We start from the raw sequence: 14,604 nt of genomic DNA on the forward strand, positions 1-14,604 counted from the left end.
CCGTGGAAGGCATCGGCCCCGTCGCAATTGTCCTCGGCCTTGCGGAAATAGGGCAGCACATCGGCCCAGGACCAGCCTTCCAGCCCCATCTGCCGCCACTGGTCATAATCGCGCGCGTGGCCACGGACATAGACCATGCCGTTGATCGCCGACGAGCCGCCGAGGCCGCGCCCACGCGGATGCCACATCCGGCGATTGTCCATGTGCGGTTCCGGTTCCGACCAGAAACCCCAGTTGTGCTTGCTCTTCTGCTTGATCAGCGTGCCCACGCCCGCCGGCATCCGCACCAGCACCGACGTGTTGGGCCCGCCCGCCTCAAGCAGCAACACACGCGTCTGCGGATCTTCGGAAAGGCGCGCGGCGAGCACCGAGCCCGCGCTGCCAGCACCGATCACGATAAAGTCGAAAGCGCTTTCGGCCATCATCCACCTGTCCCGATTCCGCGTTGCTCGCGGTTACTGACACAGGGGTAATTAATCGGGCGGTTAAATGCAAGGCGTCAGAACGCCGTAGCGCCGCCGTCTACCACCATCGCGTGCCCGGTGACGAAGCTTGCCGCAGGCGAGCACAGCCACACCACCGCCTCGGCGATTTCACTGGCCTGTCCCATGCGGCCCATCGGCGTCATCCCGTCGATCAGCGCCTTCATTTCCGCGTTCTGCACCAGCGGCGCGGTCATCGGCGTTTCGATCACGCCAGGGCAGACCGCATTGACGCGGATGCCGGCCTTGGCCCAGCGCAGCGCGCCATGGCGAGCAAGGCCGACCACGCCGTGCTTGGCGGCGGTATAGGCAGGCTGTCCGCCATTGCCGACCAGCCCGTTGATCGAGGCGGTGTTGACGATTGCGCCGCCGCCGTTCTGCAGCATGTAAGCCGCCTCCTCACGCATGCAGCGCATCACGCCGGAAAGGTTGATCGCGATGTCGCGCTCCCAGATCGCGTCGTCGTACTGGTCGTCGGTGATGCGGTTGATCCCGGCATTGTTGAATGCACAGTCGAGCCCGCCGAACGTTGCGACCGTGGCCGCGACCATCGCCTTGACCTCGCCCGCGTTGCTCACGTCGCAGCGCACGAACGCGGCCTTGCCGCCTGCAGCCTCGATCAAAGTTACCGTTTCAGCACCGCCTGCCTCGTTCACGTCGCTGACCATGACGCTCGCGCCGGAACGCGCGAATGCTTCTGCCGCCGCACGGCCAATGCCGCCGCCTGCGCCCGTGACCAGTGCCACCTTGCCATCAAGGCCGTAATTGATTGCCATGTCTGGATTTCCCTTTCGAAGGTTCAGGCTGCCGGCGGCTCGGCCAGCGCGATTACCGTCACGCTGCCGTCCTCAGCCACCTGTTCGGTCAGCATCGAGGTCACGCGGCTGACGGTCTCGACGATCCACCAGCGCCCGTCGCGCTTTTCGTAAACGTCGTCGTATTCCACCGCGAGGCGGACGACCTGGCGGGGTCCGGTCAGGATCGTGCGGAAATTGAGCGACCACTTGCCCGTCGCTCGCGTGCCGCTTTCAAGATCGATCTGCCAGTTGGTGGCGTGGTGGATGTCATAGACGCCGCCGTTGCAGGCCATCTGCTGATAGATCGCGACAAAGGCATCGCGGTCATCGAACTCGGGAAAGTTTTCATAGGCGATGCGGATCTTGCCGGTGGCGAAGCAATCGCGCACATCTTCGACCTGTTTGAGGTCGCAGGCGCGCAGGTAGCGCGCCTTCAGCGCGCGGATCGCTTCCTTGTCCTCAAGCGCGGTCAGCCGCGCGGCGAGGTCTTCAAGGCTGATCGTCATCACGGCTCTCCCACACGAACCTTGCATGATTCGCTTTGTCACTAGCTATAGGGATACGCATTCCGTTGTGAAGGTGCGTTTTCGTTATATGAACGCGTAACAACAGAAAAGCCCCGCCACTGCACTTGCAGAAGCGGGGCCACCCGAAGACGGTTGCCGGAGTACCGGCGCCCATCCTCCCCAAAGATCAGAACTTCACGCCCACCGTCACGCCATAGGTGCGCGGATCGGCGTAGTAGCCGCCGCCATAGCCCAGCTGGCCGAAGTCGATTGCGCGGACGAGGTTGTGCTCGTCGGTCAGGTTCTTGACCCAGAAGCGCACCGCCGCCTCGCTCCCGGCAAGGGGGATGCGATCGATCGCCACCTGCGCGTCGACGATATTGCGATTGTCGCCCTTCAGCACTTCGTTGAACGGCGAGGACAGCACGTTCGAGAAGCTGTACTTGCCGTCTTCGTAGGCATAGCTGACCCGGCCGGTCAGGCGCATGCCGTTGTCGCCCAGCGGAAACTGCGCATTCATCGCGACATTTGCGGTGAACGGCGAGGTGTAGCCCGGCGTGGCATAGGCCGCGATGTTGACCAGTGGCTGGTTGGCGGCGACCGGAAGCCCGGCGAGGAACTCCTTATACTTGATGTCGACGTAACCGGCGTTCGCCTCGAAGGTGAAGTTGTCGGTCAGCACCGCCGTCAATTCCGCCTCGACGCCGGTGTAGGTGACCTTGCCGGCGTTCGTTACCTTGGTGGCGAAAGTGCCCGGAGCAAGGTTGGTGATCGGCACGGCGATCGCCAGATCCTTGTACTCGTTGTAGTATCCGGCAAGGTTGAAGCGCACCTTGCGGTCGAACAGTTCCGACTTCAGGCCCACTTCATAGGACGTCACGTTCTCCGGCTTGAACGAAGGCAGCACGCCAGCCACTGCCGGGTCCTGCGCATTGAACCCGCCCGAACGATAGCCGGTGGCGATGCGGGCATAGAGGTTGACCTGGTCGGACACGTCATAGCCCAGCATCAGGTTCCAGGTGAACTTGCTGTAGCTGGCGCGGCCCTGCTCGGGCGTGGCAAGCGGGGCGGCGCCGTTCTGGCGGCGCACCATCGACTTGGTATCCCAGGTATAGCGACCGCCTGCCGTCAGGCGCAGGCCGCTGTCCTTGCCGCCGGGGTAGAACGTCGCCTGCCCATAGACCGCAGTGCTTTCCGCCGTCGCGGTGTAATCGAGCACCGAAAGCGTCTGCACCAGACGGTAGCGCGCCGGATTGGCCGCGACGAACGAGGGGCCGAGCGGGCCGAAGTTGCCGAGGAAGATCGAATTGGTATCGAGCACGAAGCCGCTGTTCTGCGGGTTGTACTCCGAACCCTTTTCCCAGAAATAGAAGCCGCCGAGCACCCAGTCGAGGCTGTCGCTCTCGTTGCCGATTTCAACCTCTTGGCTGAACTGCTTGTGGCGGCGCTTGTTGTTGGTGTCGAACAGGTTCTGCTGCACGGTCGGTACCGGCGATGCGGCGATGAACGGACGGAATGCTGCCGGGATCGACGGGATGAACTGCAGCAGACTTGCCGGCATGCCGTTGAACAGCGACGCCTGCGTGAAGCGAGGCGCAGTGAACGCGCCGATGCCATCAAGGTCGGTCACGCTGTCGTTGTTCCAGAAGCGGTAGCCGGTGGTGGACTTCAGGTGGAACGCGCCGAAGTCGTTCTGGACCTGCACGTTGTGGCCCCAGGCCTTGTCGGTTGAACGGCTGTTGATGTCGTTGCACACCGTGCGGCGCCAGTCGCGCGTCGGCGCGGCAAGAGCGGCGCAGCGCGGATCGAGGAAGTTGACCGTGTTCAGGAACGGCGCGACGGGCGCCTGCTGCGTCACCACCACCGGCACGCCGCCGACCACTTCGGGCGGACGCACCGCGCCGCTGGCGACATTGGTCAGCTGGAAGTTGATCGGCGAGGCGTCGATCTTGCTCCAGTCGAAGATGTACTGGATCGAGCCCGTGCCGCCGATGTCGGCCTTGGCGGCGATGCGGAAGGAATCGCCCTTGCGCGCACCGGGATCACGCGCATCGCTTGGCTCGTTGAGGTTGTCGACCACGCCGTTGCGCTGGCGGTGGCTGTAGGTGAAGCTGGTCGAGATGCCCGCGATCTCGCCGGGATCGAGCGTGATCTTTGCGTTGAACGCGTTGTAGTTGCCATAGCCGGCTTCAGCCGAAAGCTTGAATTCCTTCGACGGCGCACGCGAGATGAAGGCAATGCCGCCACCGGTGGTGTTGCGGCCGAACAGCGTGCCCTGCGGCCCGCGCAGCACTTCGACGCGGGCAACGTCGATCACGTCAAGCGCGCTGCCGCCCGAGCGGGCGATGAACACGCCGTCGACGTAAAGGCCGTTCGCGGTGTCGAGGCCAAAGGTCTCGGTCGCGGGCGTGGGAATGCCGCGGATCGAGATGACGGCGGCATTGGCGTTGGTCGTGCCCTGCACGATGGTCACGTTGGGGGCGAGGCCGGACAGGTCCTTGGCATCGCGGATGCCCAGCTTCTCGACCTTGTCGGCGCTGATCGCGCTGATTGCCAGCGGCACGTCCTGCAGGTTCTGCTCGACCTTCTGCGCGGTCACGACGATCTGCTCCAGCTGGCCCTGGTCATCGCTGGCCTGCACGGGTTCATCCGCAGCATGGGCGGCAGATCCCAGCATCATCGACGCCAGGCTGGCGCCAAGCATCAGCCGCACGGCGAGCGTTGCGCAAGTGGTGGCCTTCATTGTTACTCCCCTCCAAACCGTTGTTGGCGCGGAAGATAGCCAATGCGTAGAAATTGACAAGTCGAAATACGCAAACATGCCATGAATCGCAGAAATGCGCCACTTGTCCGGGATATGGACCAGGTGATTCCCGCAAAAATGCAGCACGCCGATGCGCTCCAGAGCACTCGCATCGGCGCACGCCGCGAATCACGAGACTGGCTTTATGCGGAGATGAGAGCAAAGAATATCGCACGTTGCGCGATCATAATTCCGGTGATATGCATGTTTGCGTAATTCTGGCGGCATTATGATCCGCAAATCGGCAATACGGGAGATTCTGGAATGAAGGGCCTCAAGGGCAAAGTCGGCATCGTTGCCGGCGGTGGGCGCGGCATTGGCGCTGCAACCGCACGGCGCCTCGCCGAAGAAGGCGCCCACGTCGTCATCGGTGACCTCATGGGCGACTGGGCCCGCGAAGTGGCGGAAAACATCCGCTCAACCGGCGGCACCGCCACCGGCATCGAACTTGACGGCACCAAGGCCGATTCACAAGCCGCGATCGTGGCCTGCGCGGTAGAGACCTATGGCGGCCTCGACTTCTACCATTCCAACCTTGCGGGCGGCACCGGGGGCGACAACGACATCCTCGATTGCCCCGAGGACGTGCTCGACCTCAGCTTCGCGATCAACACCAAGAGCCACTTCCTCGCCACGCAGACGGCGCTGCCGAAGATGCTCGAACGCGGCGGCGGCGCAATGATCTACACCTCCTCCGGCGCGGCATCGGGCGGCGCACCGTGGCAGGTTGCCTATCCGATGACCAAGAACGCCATCCATGCGCTGGCCCGCCACGTTGCCGCCAAATTCGGCAAGAAGGGCGTGCGCGCCAACGTGATCTGCCCCGGCCTCGTCCTCACGGAAGCGGTCAGGCAGCACCTTACCGACGAGTATGTCGAGCGTGGCCTCGCCGCCGTGCCGCACGTCCGCCTCGGCCAGCCCGAAGACATCGCCGCCGCCGTGACATTCCTGGCCTCCGATGATGGCGCCTGGGTCAATGGGCAGGTCTGGCACGTCAACGGCGGCGCGCAGATGCGGGATTGAGCCGCGTGGCCGCGACCATTCCGGCAGGCGCCGCCGCCACCCTGTCCACCAGTGGCAAGCCGCTGACCAACCGCTGGCTGGCGCTGACGCTGCTGGTCATGGTCGCGGTGCTCAACTATGCCGACCGCTTTCTGATCCCCGGCCTCGCCCAGCCGATCAAGGCGCACTTCGGCATCAGCGATACGGTGATGGGCGCGCTGATGGGCCCGGCCTTCGCACTGCTCTACAGCCTGTTCACCCTGCCGATCGCGCGCGCCGCCGATCGCCGCTCGCGCGTGATGATCATTGCCTTGGGCTGCGGCTTCTGGAGCTTCTTCACCCTGCTGTCAGGGCTCGCCACCAGCGCCGAAATGCTGGCGCTGGCCCGCGTCGGCGTCGGCATCGGCGAGGCCGCTTACCAGGCCCCTGCCGCCGCCCTGATCGCCGCCTATTTCCCCGCCAACGAACGGGGCCGCGCCTTCGCCCTGCTCGGGACCGCGATCTATGTCGGCCAGATGGCTGGCCTTGCCGGCGGCCCCGCCATCGCCGCCGCCTCGACCTGGCAGACCGCCTTCCACGCACTGGGCATGATCGGCATCGTCATCGCCTTGGCGACATGGCTGATCGTGCGCGAACCCGCGCGCGAGGTCATTGACGTCGCCACGCCCGTGCTCCCGCTCAAGCAGACGATGCGCCTGCTGGTCGGGACGCCGTCGGTCATGCTGCTGGCCACGGTGATGGCGCTGGGTTCGCTTTCGGGCGTGACCTTCGGCATGTGGGGCCCCGCCCTGTTCGAGCGCGCCTATGGTCTCTCGACGCAAGCCGCGGGCGCCACCTTCGCTCTGTCGTTCGGGCTGCCCGGCCTGTTGGGCGTGCTCGGCTTCGGCTTTCTCTCCGACAAGCTCGGCAAGGGCGATGCCACCGTTCAGCTCCGCCTGACCGCGCTGGCGCTCGGCGGCGCAACCACCACCATCCTGCTCGTCACCTGGAGCGACAGCCTGACCGTGGCCCGGCTGCTCGCGGTGCCTTCGGGCCTGCTCGGCGGCGGTTGGTCGGTCGGCGTGCTTGCCGGCCTGCAGTACATCCTGCCCAACAGCCACCGCGCCACCGGCACCGCATTGGTCCTGCTGATCTCCAGCATGTTCGCCAACGTGCTCGGCCCGGTTCTGGCCGGACAACTTTCGGACTGGATCGCGGGAGCCGGTCCTCATGGCCTGCGCATTGGCCTGTCGGTCGCCATCCCCACCGGTTACATCGGCGTCTGGGCCGCCCTGCGCGCAATGCGCTCGTTCGAACGCGACAAGGCCGCGCTGGCGGGTTAGCGGTGGCTCAGCGCTTCAAGGCGAGCAGGCGGCGTTGGAACAGGGTCGAGAAGTCTCGTCGCGCATCTGCGACCAGCGCGATCGTCACCACTCCGTCCCCCAACTCGTAGATGATGCGATATGGCGGATGTGAAACCTGCCGCCACGGACTTCCGCGCAGTTCCAGTAATTCCACCGGCACCGGACCGCGCTCAGGATATTGGGCAAGGCTGTCGATCAGTTGCATCATCGAATCCAGCAGCGCCTCGGCGCCGTCTGGCCCATCGGGTCCGCGCTGCGCAAGGCGGCGCCGATAGATTTCGAACAGATCGTTTTCCGCCTCGTCTTCAATTTCGACGCGATAGGTCCCCGTCATTCGACAAAGCGGGTTTCTTCAGCGGCACGGGCGCGGATACGGTCGGCCAGTCCCTCGACGGTCTTGACCTTCCCCGCCGCGATATTCTCCTTCGCCAGCGCCAGCAGCTTGAGCAGCGCCATTGTCTCCTGCATCTGGTAATAGCTTGCCGCATCCTGCAGCACGGCCTTGGCCTCGCCATTCTGGGTTATGACCAGCGGCTCGGCGCCTTCATTCAGTTCGCGCAGCACTTCGGCGGCGTTGGCTTTCAGGTAGCTGATCGGCTTGATGCGGCTTTCAAGGCCCATGACGCGGCTCCATCCATATTCGGACCGAATGTAGTCCGAATATGGATGACCAGCAAGCCGCCCTCAATAGCCCATCAGGCTCAGCACTTCCTTGCGGCTGCGGTTGTCCTCGAGGAACGTGCCCATCATCCGGCTCGTCACCATGCCCACGCCCGGCGTGCGCACGCCGCGCCCGGTCATGCAGCCGTGCTGCGCCTCGATCACGACAGCCACGCCGTGCGGACGCAGGTTGTCCCAGATGCACTGCGCCACTTGTGCGGTCAGCCGCTCCTGGATCTGCAGCCGCCGCGCATAGGCATGGAGCACGCGGGCGAGCTTCGAGATGCCCACCACCTTGTCGCGCGGCAGATAGGCAATGGCGGCCTTGCCGATGATCGGAGCCATGTGGTGCTCGCAGTGGCTCTGGAACGGGATGTCCTTGAGCAGCACCAGCTCGTTGTACCCGCCCACTTCCTCGAACTGGCGTGAAAGGTGCGCGGCCGGGTCCTCGGCATAGCCCTGGCAATACTCCCGCCACGCCCGCGCCACGCGCCGGGGCGTATCGAGCAGGCCTTCTCGGGCGGGGTCGTCCCCCGCCCAGCGGATCAGCGTGGCAATCGCCTGCTCGACCTCGGCAGGCACCTCCGGCTTGGTCGTCTCCATTGGGTCAGGCCGCGAACGCGAACTCTTCGGCCACCGGCTTGGCCATGGCATTGGCGAAGTCGTGATAGCCCCACGGCCAGGTCGCGGGAATGCCGGTCTTGTCGAGATACCAGCTGGTGCAGCCCGATCCGAAGATCGTCTTTTTCGCCGCCGCGATGCGCCGCGCCTCGTAAGCCTGATAGGCCGGTTCCAGCGGTTCCACCGTACGCGCTTCGCCCCGCCGCACCGGTTCGAGCAGTTGCTCGATGTATTCCCACTGCCGCTCGGCGATGTCGATCAGCGGGAAGTTGCCGACCGGCGCGCCGGGGCCGTTGAGCATGAAGAAGTTCGGGAAATCGGGCATCGCGATCGCATAGTGCGCAGTCGGCCGCGTCGCCCAGAATTCGTCGAGCGAGCGCCCGCCGCGCCCGGTCACCACCGCCGGGCGGATGAAGCTGTCGGCGCGGAAGCCGGTTGCCAGCACCAGCACGTCAAGTTCGTGCAAGGTGCCGTCCTTCATCAGCACGCCCTCCGGCACGATCCGCTCGATCGCACCCACTTCGACGGAAACGCCGGGGCGCTGTACGCACTCGTAGTACTCCCACGAATAGATCAGGCGCTTGCACGCGGCGTGATAATCGGGCCGCAGCTTTTCGCGCAATTCCGGATCGCGCACGCTCTGCTCCAGGTTCTGGCGGCACAGCTCCTCGATCTCGTGCATCTGCGGGCTGGTGAAGTCGGTCACGCCTTCGGTGAAGCGATAGACCGCCTCCCAGTATTGCGGGTCATTGCGGATCGCCTCGATCAGCGAAGGATCGGCGGCAAAGGCGGCGCGCTGTTCGGCGGTATATTCGAACTGGACCACCGGCATGATCCACTGCGGCGAACGCTGGAAGTGCACCAGCTTCGCCGCACGGCTGCTCAGCGCGTTGACGATCTGGATCCCGGTCGACCCGCAACCGATCACGCCGACGCGCGCGCCGTCGAGCACGGCGCTGTCATCCCAGCGCGCCGAATGGAACGCCTTGCCCTTGAACGTATCGAGCCCCGGCAGGTCCGGCATCTTCGGATGGTGCAGCACGCCCGTGGCAACGATCACCACGTCTGCCTCGTAGGTCGAGCCATCGACGATGCCGAGGGTCCATGTCCTCGTCGCATCGTCGAAAGTGCACGAGGTGACTTCGCTGTTGAAGCGGATGTAGGGCACCACCCCGAAGCGTTCGGCCACGCCCTTGAAGTAGGCGTGGATTTCCGGCCCGGTGGCGTAGTAGGCGCTCCAGTCGGGGTTCAGGGCAAAGCTGTAGCTGTAGGCGTGCGACGGTGTGTCGCAGGTCAGGCCCGGGTAACGGTTATCGCGCCATGTCCCGCCCAGTTCCGCGCCTTTCTCGAACACTGCGAAGTCGGAATCGCCGCGCTGCAGCAGCTTGATTGCCGCCATCACGCCCGACATTCCCGCACCAATCACCGCATAGCGCAACCGCGCCTTCCCACCCGTCTCCGTCATTCTTTTCCCATTCTCGTGAGTGCCTGTTCAGTACCGGCCAGATCGCTCACCCCCGCGCCGGCGTCATCACCCGAACGTATTATGCGTATCGAAACCAACTGCTGATTACGCATCCGTCCGCGCAAACAACGAAAGCCGCGCATGGACCGGATCGTCCGCCCCGGCCCGCCCGGTGCCGACGCCGCCACTGCCGAAATCGTCGCCCTGCGCGGCGGGCAGGTCCTCGGCATGATCGAGGATGAACGAGCGCCGGGCAAAGCGCCACACCCCGTCGCGCTGCTCGTAATGATCGGCATAGCGCCCCCAGGCTACGAACTGCCGCTCGCCATCCAGCGTCAGGTGCCACGCCCGCGCCGTGATTTCGCCCTGGGCGCGCGTGCCGTCCACCACGAACAGCGCCGAGAGCGCCGTGTGCATCGTCGCCCGCCAGCTCGCCATCATGCCCGGCAGCCACGCGATGTAGCCATCCACGGGCCCGCAGTAATAGGGCGTGTGATCGTCCACCGCGTCGTCATGGTATAGGCTGCGCAGCAGATCCCAGTCGCGCCGGTCGATGCAGTGGCCATAGGCGGTGACGAGATGGCGCAGCGCCTCGCGCGCCATCAGTTCGTCAAGGCTGATCGGGTGCGGTGCCAGCTCAGACACCGAAGCCCCCGCCGACCGAAATGGTCTGCCCGGTGACGTAATTCCCGCGCGACGATGCGAAGTAGACCGCAGCCTGCCCGATGTCCTGCGGCGTGCCCCAGCGCTTCAGCGGCAGCATCGCCTTGACCGCGGCTTCCCATTCCGGCGTGAATGTGCCCGCCTCCTGCCCGATCTTGAACTGCCCGGCATCGATCACGCCCACGAGAATCGAATTGGCGCGGATCTCGTTGTGGCCCTCCTCCTTGGCGATGCCCTTGATCAGCGCCTCGTTGCAGGCCTTGGGCGCTACCGACAGGCCATCGAGCTTCGGCCACCAATCGTGCCCGGCAGAGCCGAGATGGACGAAGCTTCCCCCGCCGCTTGCGCGCATGTGCGGCAGCGCGGCGTGGACGGCATTGTTGAAGCCGAACGCCTCGATCTCCATCGAGGTGCGGAACATTTCCTCTGTCCAGTCGGCAATCGCCACTTGCGGCACCACCGGCCCTGCCCCCCACACCACGGTATGCACCCGGCCATGCTGTTCGACCGCGCCCGCCAGCGCCGCCTGCACCTGCGCGCGGTCGCGCACGTCGGCGCGGTGAATCGTGGCCTTGCGCTCCAGCGCAGCGATCTCGTCGGCCACCGCGCGGGCCACATCCTCCTTCGAGCGATAGACCACCGCCACGTCGCTGCCCTCGCGCGCGAACTCCAGCGCCACGCCCCGGCCGATGCCGCCACTGCCGCCGAATACGATCGTTGCACCGGCCGGAAAAATCTCGCCCATACTATCTCCCGTTTTTCGCTTCGCGCTGAACTTGTCAGTTTATGTTACGCATTTGGTGCACCTTATCGGATGTGAGGTCAATCATGCGCAATATGGCCGGATTATCGCCAGCGCTTGCCCTGGTCACGCGACTTTTGTAAGTAACACTAACAATATCGGGCAGAGGAGCCGCAAAGGTGCAAGACTTCAACGATCAGATCGCGTTCATCACCGGCGGCGCTTCTGGCGCAGGGCTGGGGCAGGCGCAGGTCTTCGGCCGTGCCGGCGCAAAGGTCGTGATCGCGGATATCCGGGCCGAGGCCATCGATCAGGCGCTCGCCGCATTGCGCGCAGAGGGCATCACCGCCCACGGCCTCGTGCTCGACATCATGGACCGCGCTGCCTACGCCCGTGCCGCTGACGAAGTCGAAGCCGTGTTCGGCGCCGCACCCACGCTGCTGTTCAACACCGCCGGGGTCAACAGCTTCGGCCCGGTAGAGAACACCAGCTACGACGATTTCGACTGGATCATCGGCGTCAATCTTGGGGGCGTAATCAACGGCATGGTCACGTTCGTGCCCCGCATGATCAAAAGCGGCAAGCCCGGTCACATCGTCACCACCTCGTCCCTCGGCGGCCTGATGGGCAGCGCGCTGGCGGCACCCTATTCGGCGGCCAAGGCTGCGGTGGTGAACCTGATGGAAAGCTACCGCCTCGGCCTTGAAAAGCACGGCATCGGCGTTTCAGTTCTATGCCCGGCCAACATCAAGTCCAACATCGCCGAAGCCAGCCGCCTGCGCCCCGCGCAGTTCGGCCAGAGCGGCTACGTCGAAAACGAGGACTCCATCGCCTCGCTCCACTCGATCCACCAGCACGGCATGGACCCGGTCGAACTCGCCGAGCACGTCAAGCGCGCGATTGAAGCCAACCAGCTCTACGTGATCCCCTACCCCGAAGCCAGGGACGGCCTGCGAACCCACTTCGATCGGATCGTCGAATCGGTCCTCCCCCTCGAAGCCGACCCGGAAGGCGCCCGCCTGCGCACCGAAGCCTTGCAGAACTGGGCAGCCGATCGCGCGCGGGTGTTCATGGAGAAGCAGGAGTGATCTGACAGCACCAACGTCGATGCCCCCGCTTTCGTGAAAAGGAAGACGGGGGTGTTCGCGCCGTGAAGCTTTCAGTTCAGCGGCTGCCAGTCGAATGCCAGTGCGCCTTCGCGGTGCGCAAAACGATTGAGATGATCGGCGACAACCTGCTGCATTCGCGAAAGATCGCCTTCGCCGTCGATGGTGCACGTGACTTCAAGGGCTGAGTCGTGGGCCTTGAGATCGACTGGTCCGAACGGAAGGGCAACCCTACCCTCATGGGGATCAAAGGACACCTCGAACTTGTGGCCCCAATGCTTGCAGAGCTGCTGCAAGTAGCGGCTGGCGTTTGCGGTCGGGACTGTGGCGCGGCTGGAGGTCATGGATCACTCGCTTCTAAAGACTGTTTTCAATGCATCTAAGATATATCGTAATCACATCATGTCAACTGCCGACGCGAATTCATGCTTCATCCAAGGTTGACTAGATCGCCAAGTCCGTGGCAAGCGCGCTGCCTGCACCACGAGGCCAATGAGGCCTGCTGGCCCGAGCGGGTATAGCTTAGTGGTAAAGCTCCAGCCTTCCAAGCTGGCTATGCGGGTTCGATTCCCGCTACCCGCTCCAGCCCTCCCTTCCATATCTGTCCCAATAGGTCTATAAAACTCGCGGAAAACAGAGGGTTTTTCGCCCTCGACTGTCCGGACTCATCTCTATGTTTCCCCCTGCATCCGGCTCCTTTGGGGGCCACTTCGGGGGCCAGAGCTTTCCGGGCAATTCGATTGGCCCCCAGCTGGGGGCCACGCGCTGGGAAAGGGCCAGGGACGATGCCGCTGACAGATGTTGCGATCAGAAACGCCAAGCCCCGGTCAAAGCCTTACAAACTGGGCGATTCTCTCGGCCTGTTCCTGCTGGTGCAGCCCGCCGGCGGAAAGCTGTGGCGACTGAAGTATCGTGTCGATGGGAAAGAGAAGAAGCTCTCTATTGGAAGCTACCCGGAGGTGGGGCTAGCCGAAGCGCGGCGCAGACGGGATGACGCCCGCGAGCTGCTATCCTCCGGCAAGGACCCGTCGCGGGAAAAGAAGCGCAAGAAGGTGCAAGCGCACATCCAGGCGGAAACCACTTTCGCTGCAATCGCCGCTGAGTTTTGTGAAAAGCGCAGACGTGACGGCCAGAAGGCTTGGGCACCGGCCACAGCGACCCGAAGCGAGTATCTTCTTTCGCTGCTCAAAGGGTCAATCGGTAAGCTGCCCATAGCCGATATCGAACCCGTCGACGTGCTGTCGGCGGTCCGCAAGATTGAAGGAAAAGGGAAGCTGGAAAGCGCCCGCCGCACGCTTCAGCTGGCGAGCGCGGTGTTCCGCTACGCGGTGGCAACGGCCCGCCTTTCTTCCGACCCGACCCGCGACCTCCGTGGAGGGCTGACGGCCCCCACAGTCACCCATTACGGGGCAATTATAGATCCTGTTCGAGTGGGCGAGCTGCTGCGCGCCATCGACGGTTACGAGGGACAGCCGATCACCAAGCTTGCGATGCAATTAGCCCCACACGTGTTCGTCAGGCCTGGGGAGTTGCGCCATGCCGAATGGGCCGAATTTGATCTGAAAGGTGCGCTGTGGACCATTCCGGCAAGCAAGACCAAGATGCGCAAGGATCACCTTGTTCCGCTCTCTCGACAGGCCATATCGCTCTTGGAAGACACCCGCACGCTGACCGGGCCCGATGGCTTCGTCTTCCCATCGATCCGCTCGCGCAAGCGTCCAATGAGCGACAACACGATCAACGCCGGCTTGCGCCGTCTCGGCTATGCGACCAATGAAATGACCGCGCATGGTTTCCGCGCCATGGCCTCGACCTTGCTAAACGAAAGCGGCAAGTGGCACCCCGACGCGATTGAGCGCGCGCTAGCCCACGGCGACAGCGACAAGGTCCGTGCGGCGTACCATCGCGGCGCGCATTGGAAGGAGCGAGTAGCTATGGCGCAATGGTGGAGCGATTACCTCGACCAGCTTCGTGCAGGGGCCCAAATATTGCGTCCAGAGTTCGGGAAGGTCCACTCGTGAGGGTCCGCGCCTGCCACCAGCATCAAATTGCAATTTGCGACGCCGTACTTCAACGTAAGTAGCGGTATTTACGAAGGAAACTTTGACCTCAGCACCCGGCTAAATTGCGCAGTGAAGTGCAAATCGCCGTCAAATTGTTTCAACACGAGTGCCTGATTCCGAGTTTTCTGCTTTTAATCTATTGGGTTAGGGCTGGCAGCTCGCTGCGTACGGTGTGCTTGTAAACCAGCTACCGAATGGGTTTCCACGTCTCCTTTGAATTGTGCCCAAGGAAATGAAAGTGAGTCCCGGCGAAGCGTTAGCCATGCGGCACATGAGCTCGTCTGTTTCCGACCAACGCACGAACCCGCTCCGCGGGAGAGTCGCTTGGGGTGCCGTAGCGTAGTATTGTTC

At 63.9% G+C, this 14,604-nt stretch carries 15 protein-coding genes and 1 tRNA gene; 5 read left to right on the forward strand and 11 right to left on the reverse strand.

What is annotated here, in order from left to right; genetic code table 11:
• From AX703_RS12265 to AX703_RS12280, 4 genes are all read right to left on the reverse strand, one after another.
• Window positions 1-422, reverse strand: a 422-nt coding sequence (locus AX703_RS12265) for a GMC family oxidoreductase N-terminal domain-containing protein (RefSeq protein ID WP_197423703.1), incomplete at its 3' end; no start/stop codon positions are given.
• A 77-nt stretch (window positions 423-499) separates the two neighbouring features.
• Window positions 500-1,258 carry a glucose 1-dehydrogenase gene (locus AX703_RS12270; protein ID WP_039335726.1) on the reverse strand — a complete coding sequence of 253 codons (759 nt, stop codon included), beginning with the start codon at window positions 1,256-1,258 and terminating at the stop codon, window positions 500-502.
• Between the two features lie 23 nt (window positions 1,259-1,281).
• Window positions 1,282-1,785 carry a nuclear transport factor 2 family protein gene (locus AX703_RS12275; RefSeq protein WP_062344380.1) on the reverse strand — a complete coding sequence of 168 codons (504 nt, stop codon included), beginning with the start codon at window positions 1,783-1,785 and terminating at the stop codon, window positions 1,282-1,284.
• A gap of 187 nt (window positions 1,786-1,972) precedes the next feature.
• The gene (locus tag AX703_RS12280; RefSeq protein WP_062344383.1) at window positions 1,973-4,528 is read right to left on the reverse strand and encodes a TonB-dependent receptor; all 2,556 of its coding nucleotides are present in this window, start codon (window positions 4,526-4,528) and stop codon (window positions 1,973-1,975) included.
• 324 nt (window positions 4,529-4,852) lie between these two features.
• Between AX703_RS12280 and AX703_RS12285 the strand changes: the two genes are divergently transcribed.
• On the forward strand, window positions 4,853-5,611 hold the full coding sequence (locus AX703_RS12285; RefSeq protein WP_062344384.1) for an SDR family NAD(P)-dependent oxidoreductase: 759 nt from the start codon (window positions 4,853-4,855) through the stop codon (window positions 5,609-5,611).
• A 5-nt stretch (window positions 5,612-5,616) separates the two neighbouring features.
• On the forward strand, window positions 5,617-6,912 hold the full coding sequence (locus AX703_RS12290) for an MFS transporter (protein ID WP_062344386.1): 1,296 nt from the start codon (window positions 5,617-5,619) through the stop codon (window positions 6,910-6,912).
• A 7-nt stretch (window positions 6,913-6,919) separates the two neighbouring features.
• On the opposite strand, the gene AX703_RS12295 is transcribed toward AX703_RS12290, so the two are convergent.
• From AX703_RS12295 to AX703_RS12320, 6 genes are all read right to left on the reverse strand, one after another.
• The gene (locus tag AX703_RS12295) at window positions 6,920-7,267 is read right to left on the reverse strand and encodes a type II toxin-antitoxin system RelE/ParE family toxin (protein ID WP_062344388.1); all 348 of its coding nucleotides are present in this window, start codon (window positions 7,265-7,267) and stop codon (window positions 6,920-6,922) included.
• Window positions 7,264-7,554 carry a type II toxin-antitoxin system Phd/YefM family antitoxin gene (locus AX703_RS12300; protein WP_039335732.1) on the reverse strand — a complete coding sequence of 97 codons (291 nt, stop codon included), beginning with the start codon at window positions 7,552-7,554 and terminating at the stop codon, window positions 7,264-7,266. Before AX703_RS12300 ends, AX703_RS12295 begins: the two co-directional genes overlap by 4 nt.
• A 63-nt stretch (window positions 7,555-7,617) precedes the next feature.
• Window positions 7,618-8,196: a GTP cyclohydrolase I FolE gene (gene folE / locus AX703_RS12305; protein WP_062344390.1), complete on the reverse strand. Its 579-nt coding sequence runs from the start codon at window positions 8,194-8,196 to the stop codon at window positions 7,618-7,620.
• A 4-nt stretch (window positions 8,197-8,200) separates the two neighbouring features.
• Window positions 8,201-9,679: an NAD(P)/FAD-dependent oxidoreductase gene (locus tag AX703_RS12310; RefSeq protein ID WP_062344392.1), complete on the reverse strand. Its 1,479-nt coding sequence runs from the start codon at window positions 9,677-9,679 to the stop codon at window positions 8,201-8,203.
• Window positions 9,680-9,784: 105 nt separating this feature from the next.
• Window positions 9,785-10,324 carry a nuclear transport factor 2 family protein gene (locus AX703_RS12315; RefSeq protein ID WP_062344393.1) on the reverse strand — a complete coding sequence of 180 codons (540 nt, stop codon included), beginning with the start codon at window positions 10,322-10,324 and terminating at the stop codon, window positions 9,785-9,787.
• A complete protein-coding gene (locus tag AX703_RS12320) occupies window positions 10,317-11,087 on the reverse strand; it encodes an SDR family NAD(P)-dependent oxidoreductase (protein WP_062344395.1) in 771 nt (256 codons plus the stop codon). Before AX703_RS12320 ends, AX703_RS12315 begins: the two co-directional genes overlap by 8 nt.
• A 176-nt stretch (window positions 11,088-11,263) precedes the next feature.
• Here AX703_RS12320 and AX703_RS12325 point away from each other — a divergent pair, with 176 nt between their 5' ends.
• Window positions 11,264-12,172, forward strand: a complete 909-nt coding sequence (locus AX703_RS12325) for an SDR family NAD(P)-dependent oxidoreductase (RefSeq protein WP_062344397.1) — start codon at window positions 11,264-11,266, stop codon at window positions 12,170-12,172.
• A gap of 71 nt (window positions 12,173-12,243) precedes the next feature.
• Here the strand turns inward: AX703_RS12325 and AX703_RS12330 are convergent, their stop codons facing one another.
• Entirely contained in the window at window positions 12,244-12,534 is a 291-nt protein-coding gene (locus AX703_RS12330) for a DUF2218 domain-containing protein (protein ID WP_062344399.1), read from the reverse strand.
• Between the two features lie 167 nt (window positions 12,535-12,701).
• Here AX703_RS12330 and AX703_RS12335 point away from each other — a divergent pair.
• Both AX703_RS12335 and AX703_RS12340 read left to right on the forward strand, forming a co-directional pair.
• Window positions 12,702-12,775, forward strand: a tRNA-Gly gene (locus AX703_RS12335).
• Between the two features lie 200 nt (window positions 12,776-12,975).
• Complete coding sequence (locus tag AX703_RS12340; protein WP_062344402.1) at window positions 12,976-14,211, forward strand: integrase arm-type DNA-binding domain-containing protein; 1,236 nt, start codon at window positions 12,976-12,978, stop codon at window positions 14,209-14,211.
• The last annotated feature ends 393 nt before the right edge of the window (window positions 14,212-14,604 follow it).

The sequence above is a fragment of the Novosphingobium sp. CCH12-A3 genome, from assembly GCF_001556015.1.
Classification (GTDB): Bacteria; Pseudomonadota; Alphaproteobacteria; order Sphingomonadales; family Sphingomonadaceae; genus Novosphingobium; species Novosphingobium subterraneum.

Excerpts from the sequence above, each read along its gene's own strand:
- AX703_RS12270 (WP_039335726.1), bottom strand. The coding sequence starts at position 1,258 with ATGGCAATCAATTACGGCCTTGATGGCAAGGTGGCACTGGTCACGGGC.
- AX703_RS12275 (WP_062344380.1), bottom strand. The coding sequence starts at position 1,785 with ATGACGATCAGCCTTGAAGACCTCGCCGCGCGGCTGACCGCGCTTGAG.
- AX703_RS12280 (WP_062344383.1), bottom strand. The coding sequence starts at position 4,528 with ATGAAGGCCACCACTTGCGCAACGCTCGCCGTGCGGCTGATGCTTGGC.
- AX703_RS12285 (WP_062344384.1), top strand. The coding sequence starts at position 4,853 with ATGAAGGGCCTCAAGGGCAAAGTCGGCATCGTTGCCGGCGGTGGGCGC.
- AX703_RS12295 (WP_062344388.1), bottom strand. The coding sequence starts at position 7,267 with ATGACGGGGACCTATCGCGTCGAAATTGAAGACGAGGCGGAAAACGAT.
- AX703_RS12300 (WP_039335732.1), bottom strand. The coding sequence starts at position 7,554 with ATGGGCCTTGAAAGCCGCATCAAGCCGATCAGCTACCTGAAAGCCAAC.
- folE (WP_062344390.1), bottom strand. The coding sequence starts at position 8,196 with ATGGAGACGACCAAGCCGGAGGTGCCTGCCGAGGTCGAGCAGGCGATT.
- AX703_RS12310 (WP_062344392.1), bottom strand. The coding sequence starts at position 9,679 with ATGACGGAGACGGGTGGGAAGGCGCGGTTGCGCTATGCGGTGATTGGT.
- AX703_RS12320 (WP_062344395.1), bottom strand. The coding sequence starts at position 11,087 with ATGGGCGAGATTTTTCCGGCCGGTGCAACGATCGTATTCGGCGGCAGT.
- AX703_RS12330 (WP_062344399.1), bottom strand. The coding sequence starts at position 12,534 with ATGACCTCCAGCCGCGCCACAGTCCCGACCGCAAACGCCAGCCGCTAC.
- AX703_RS12340 (WP_062344402.1), top strand. The coding sequence starts at position 12,976 with ATGCCGCTGACAGATGTTGCGATCAGAAACGCCAAGCCCCGGTCAAAG.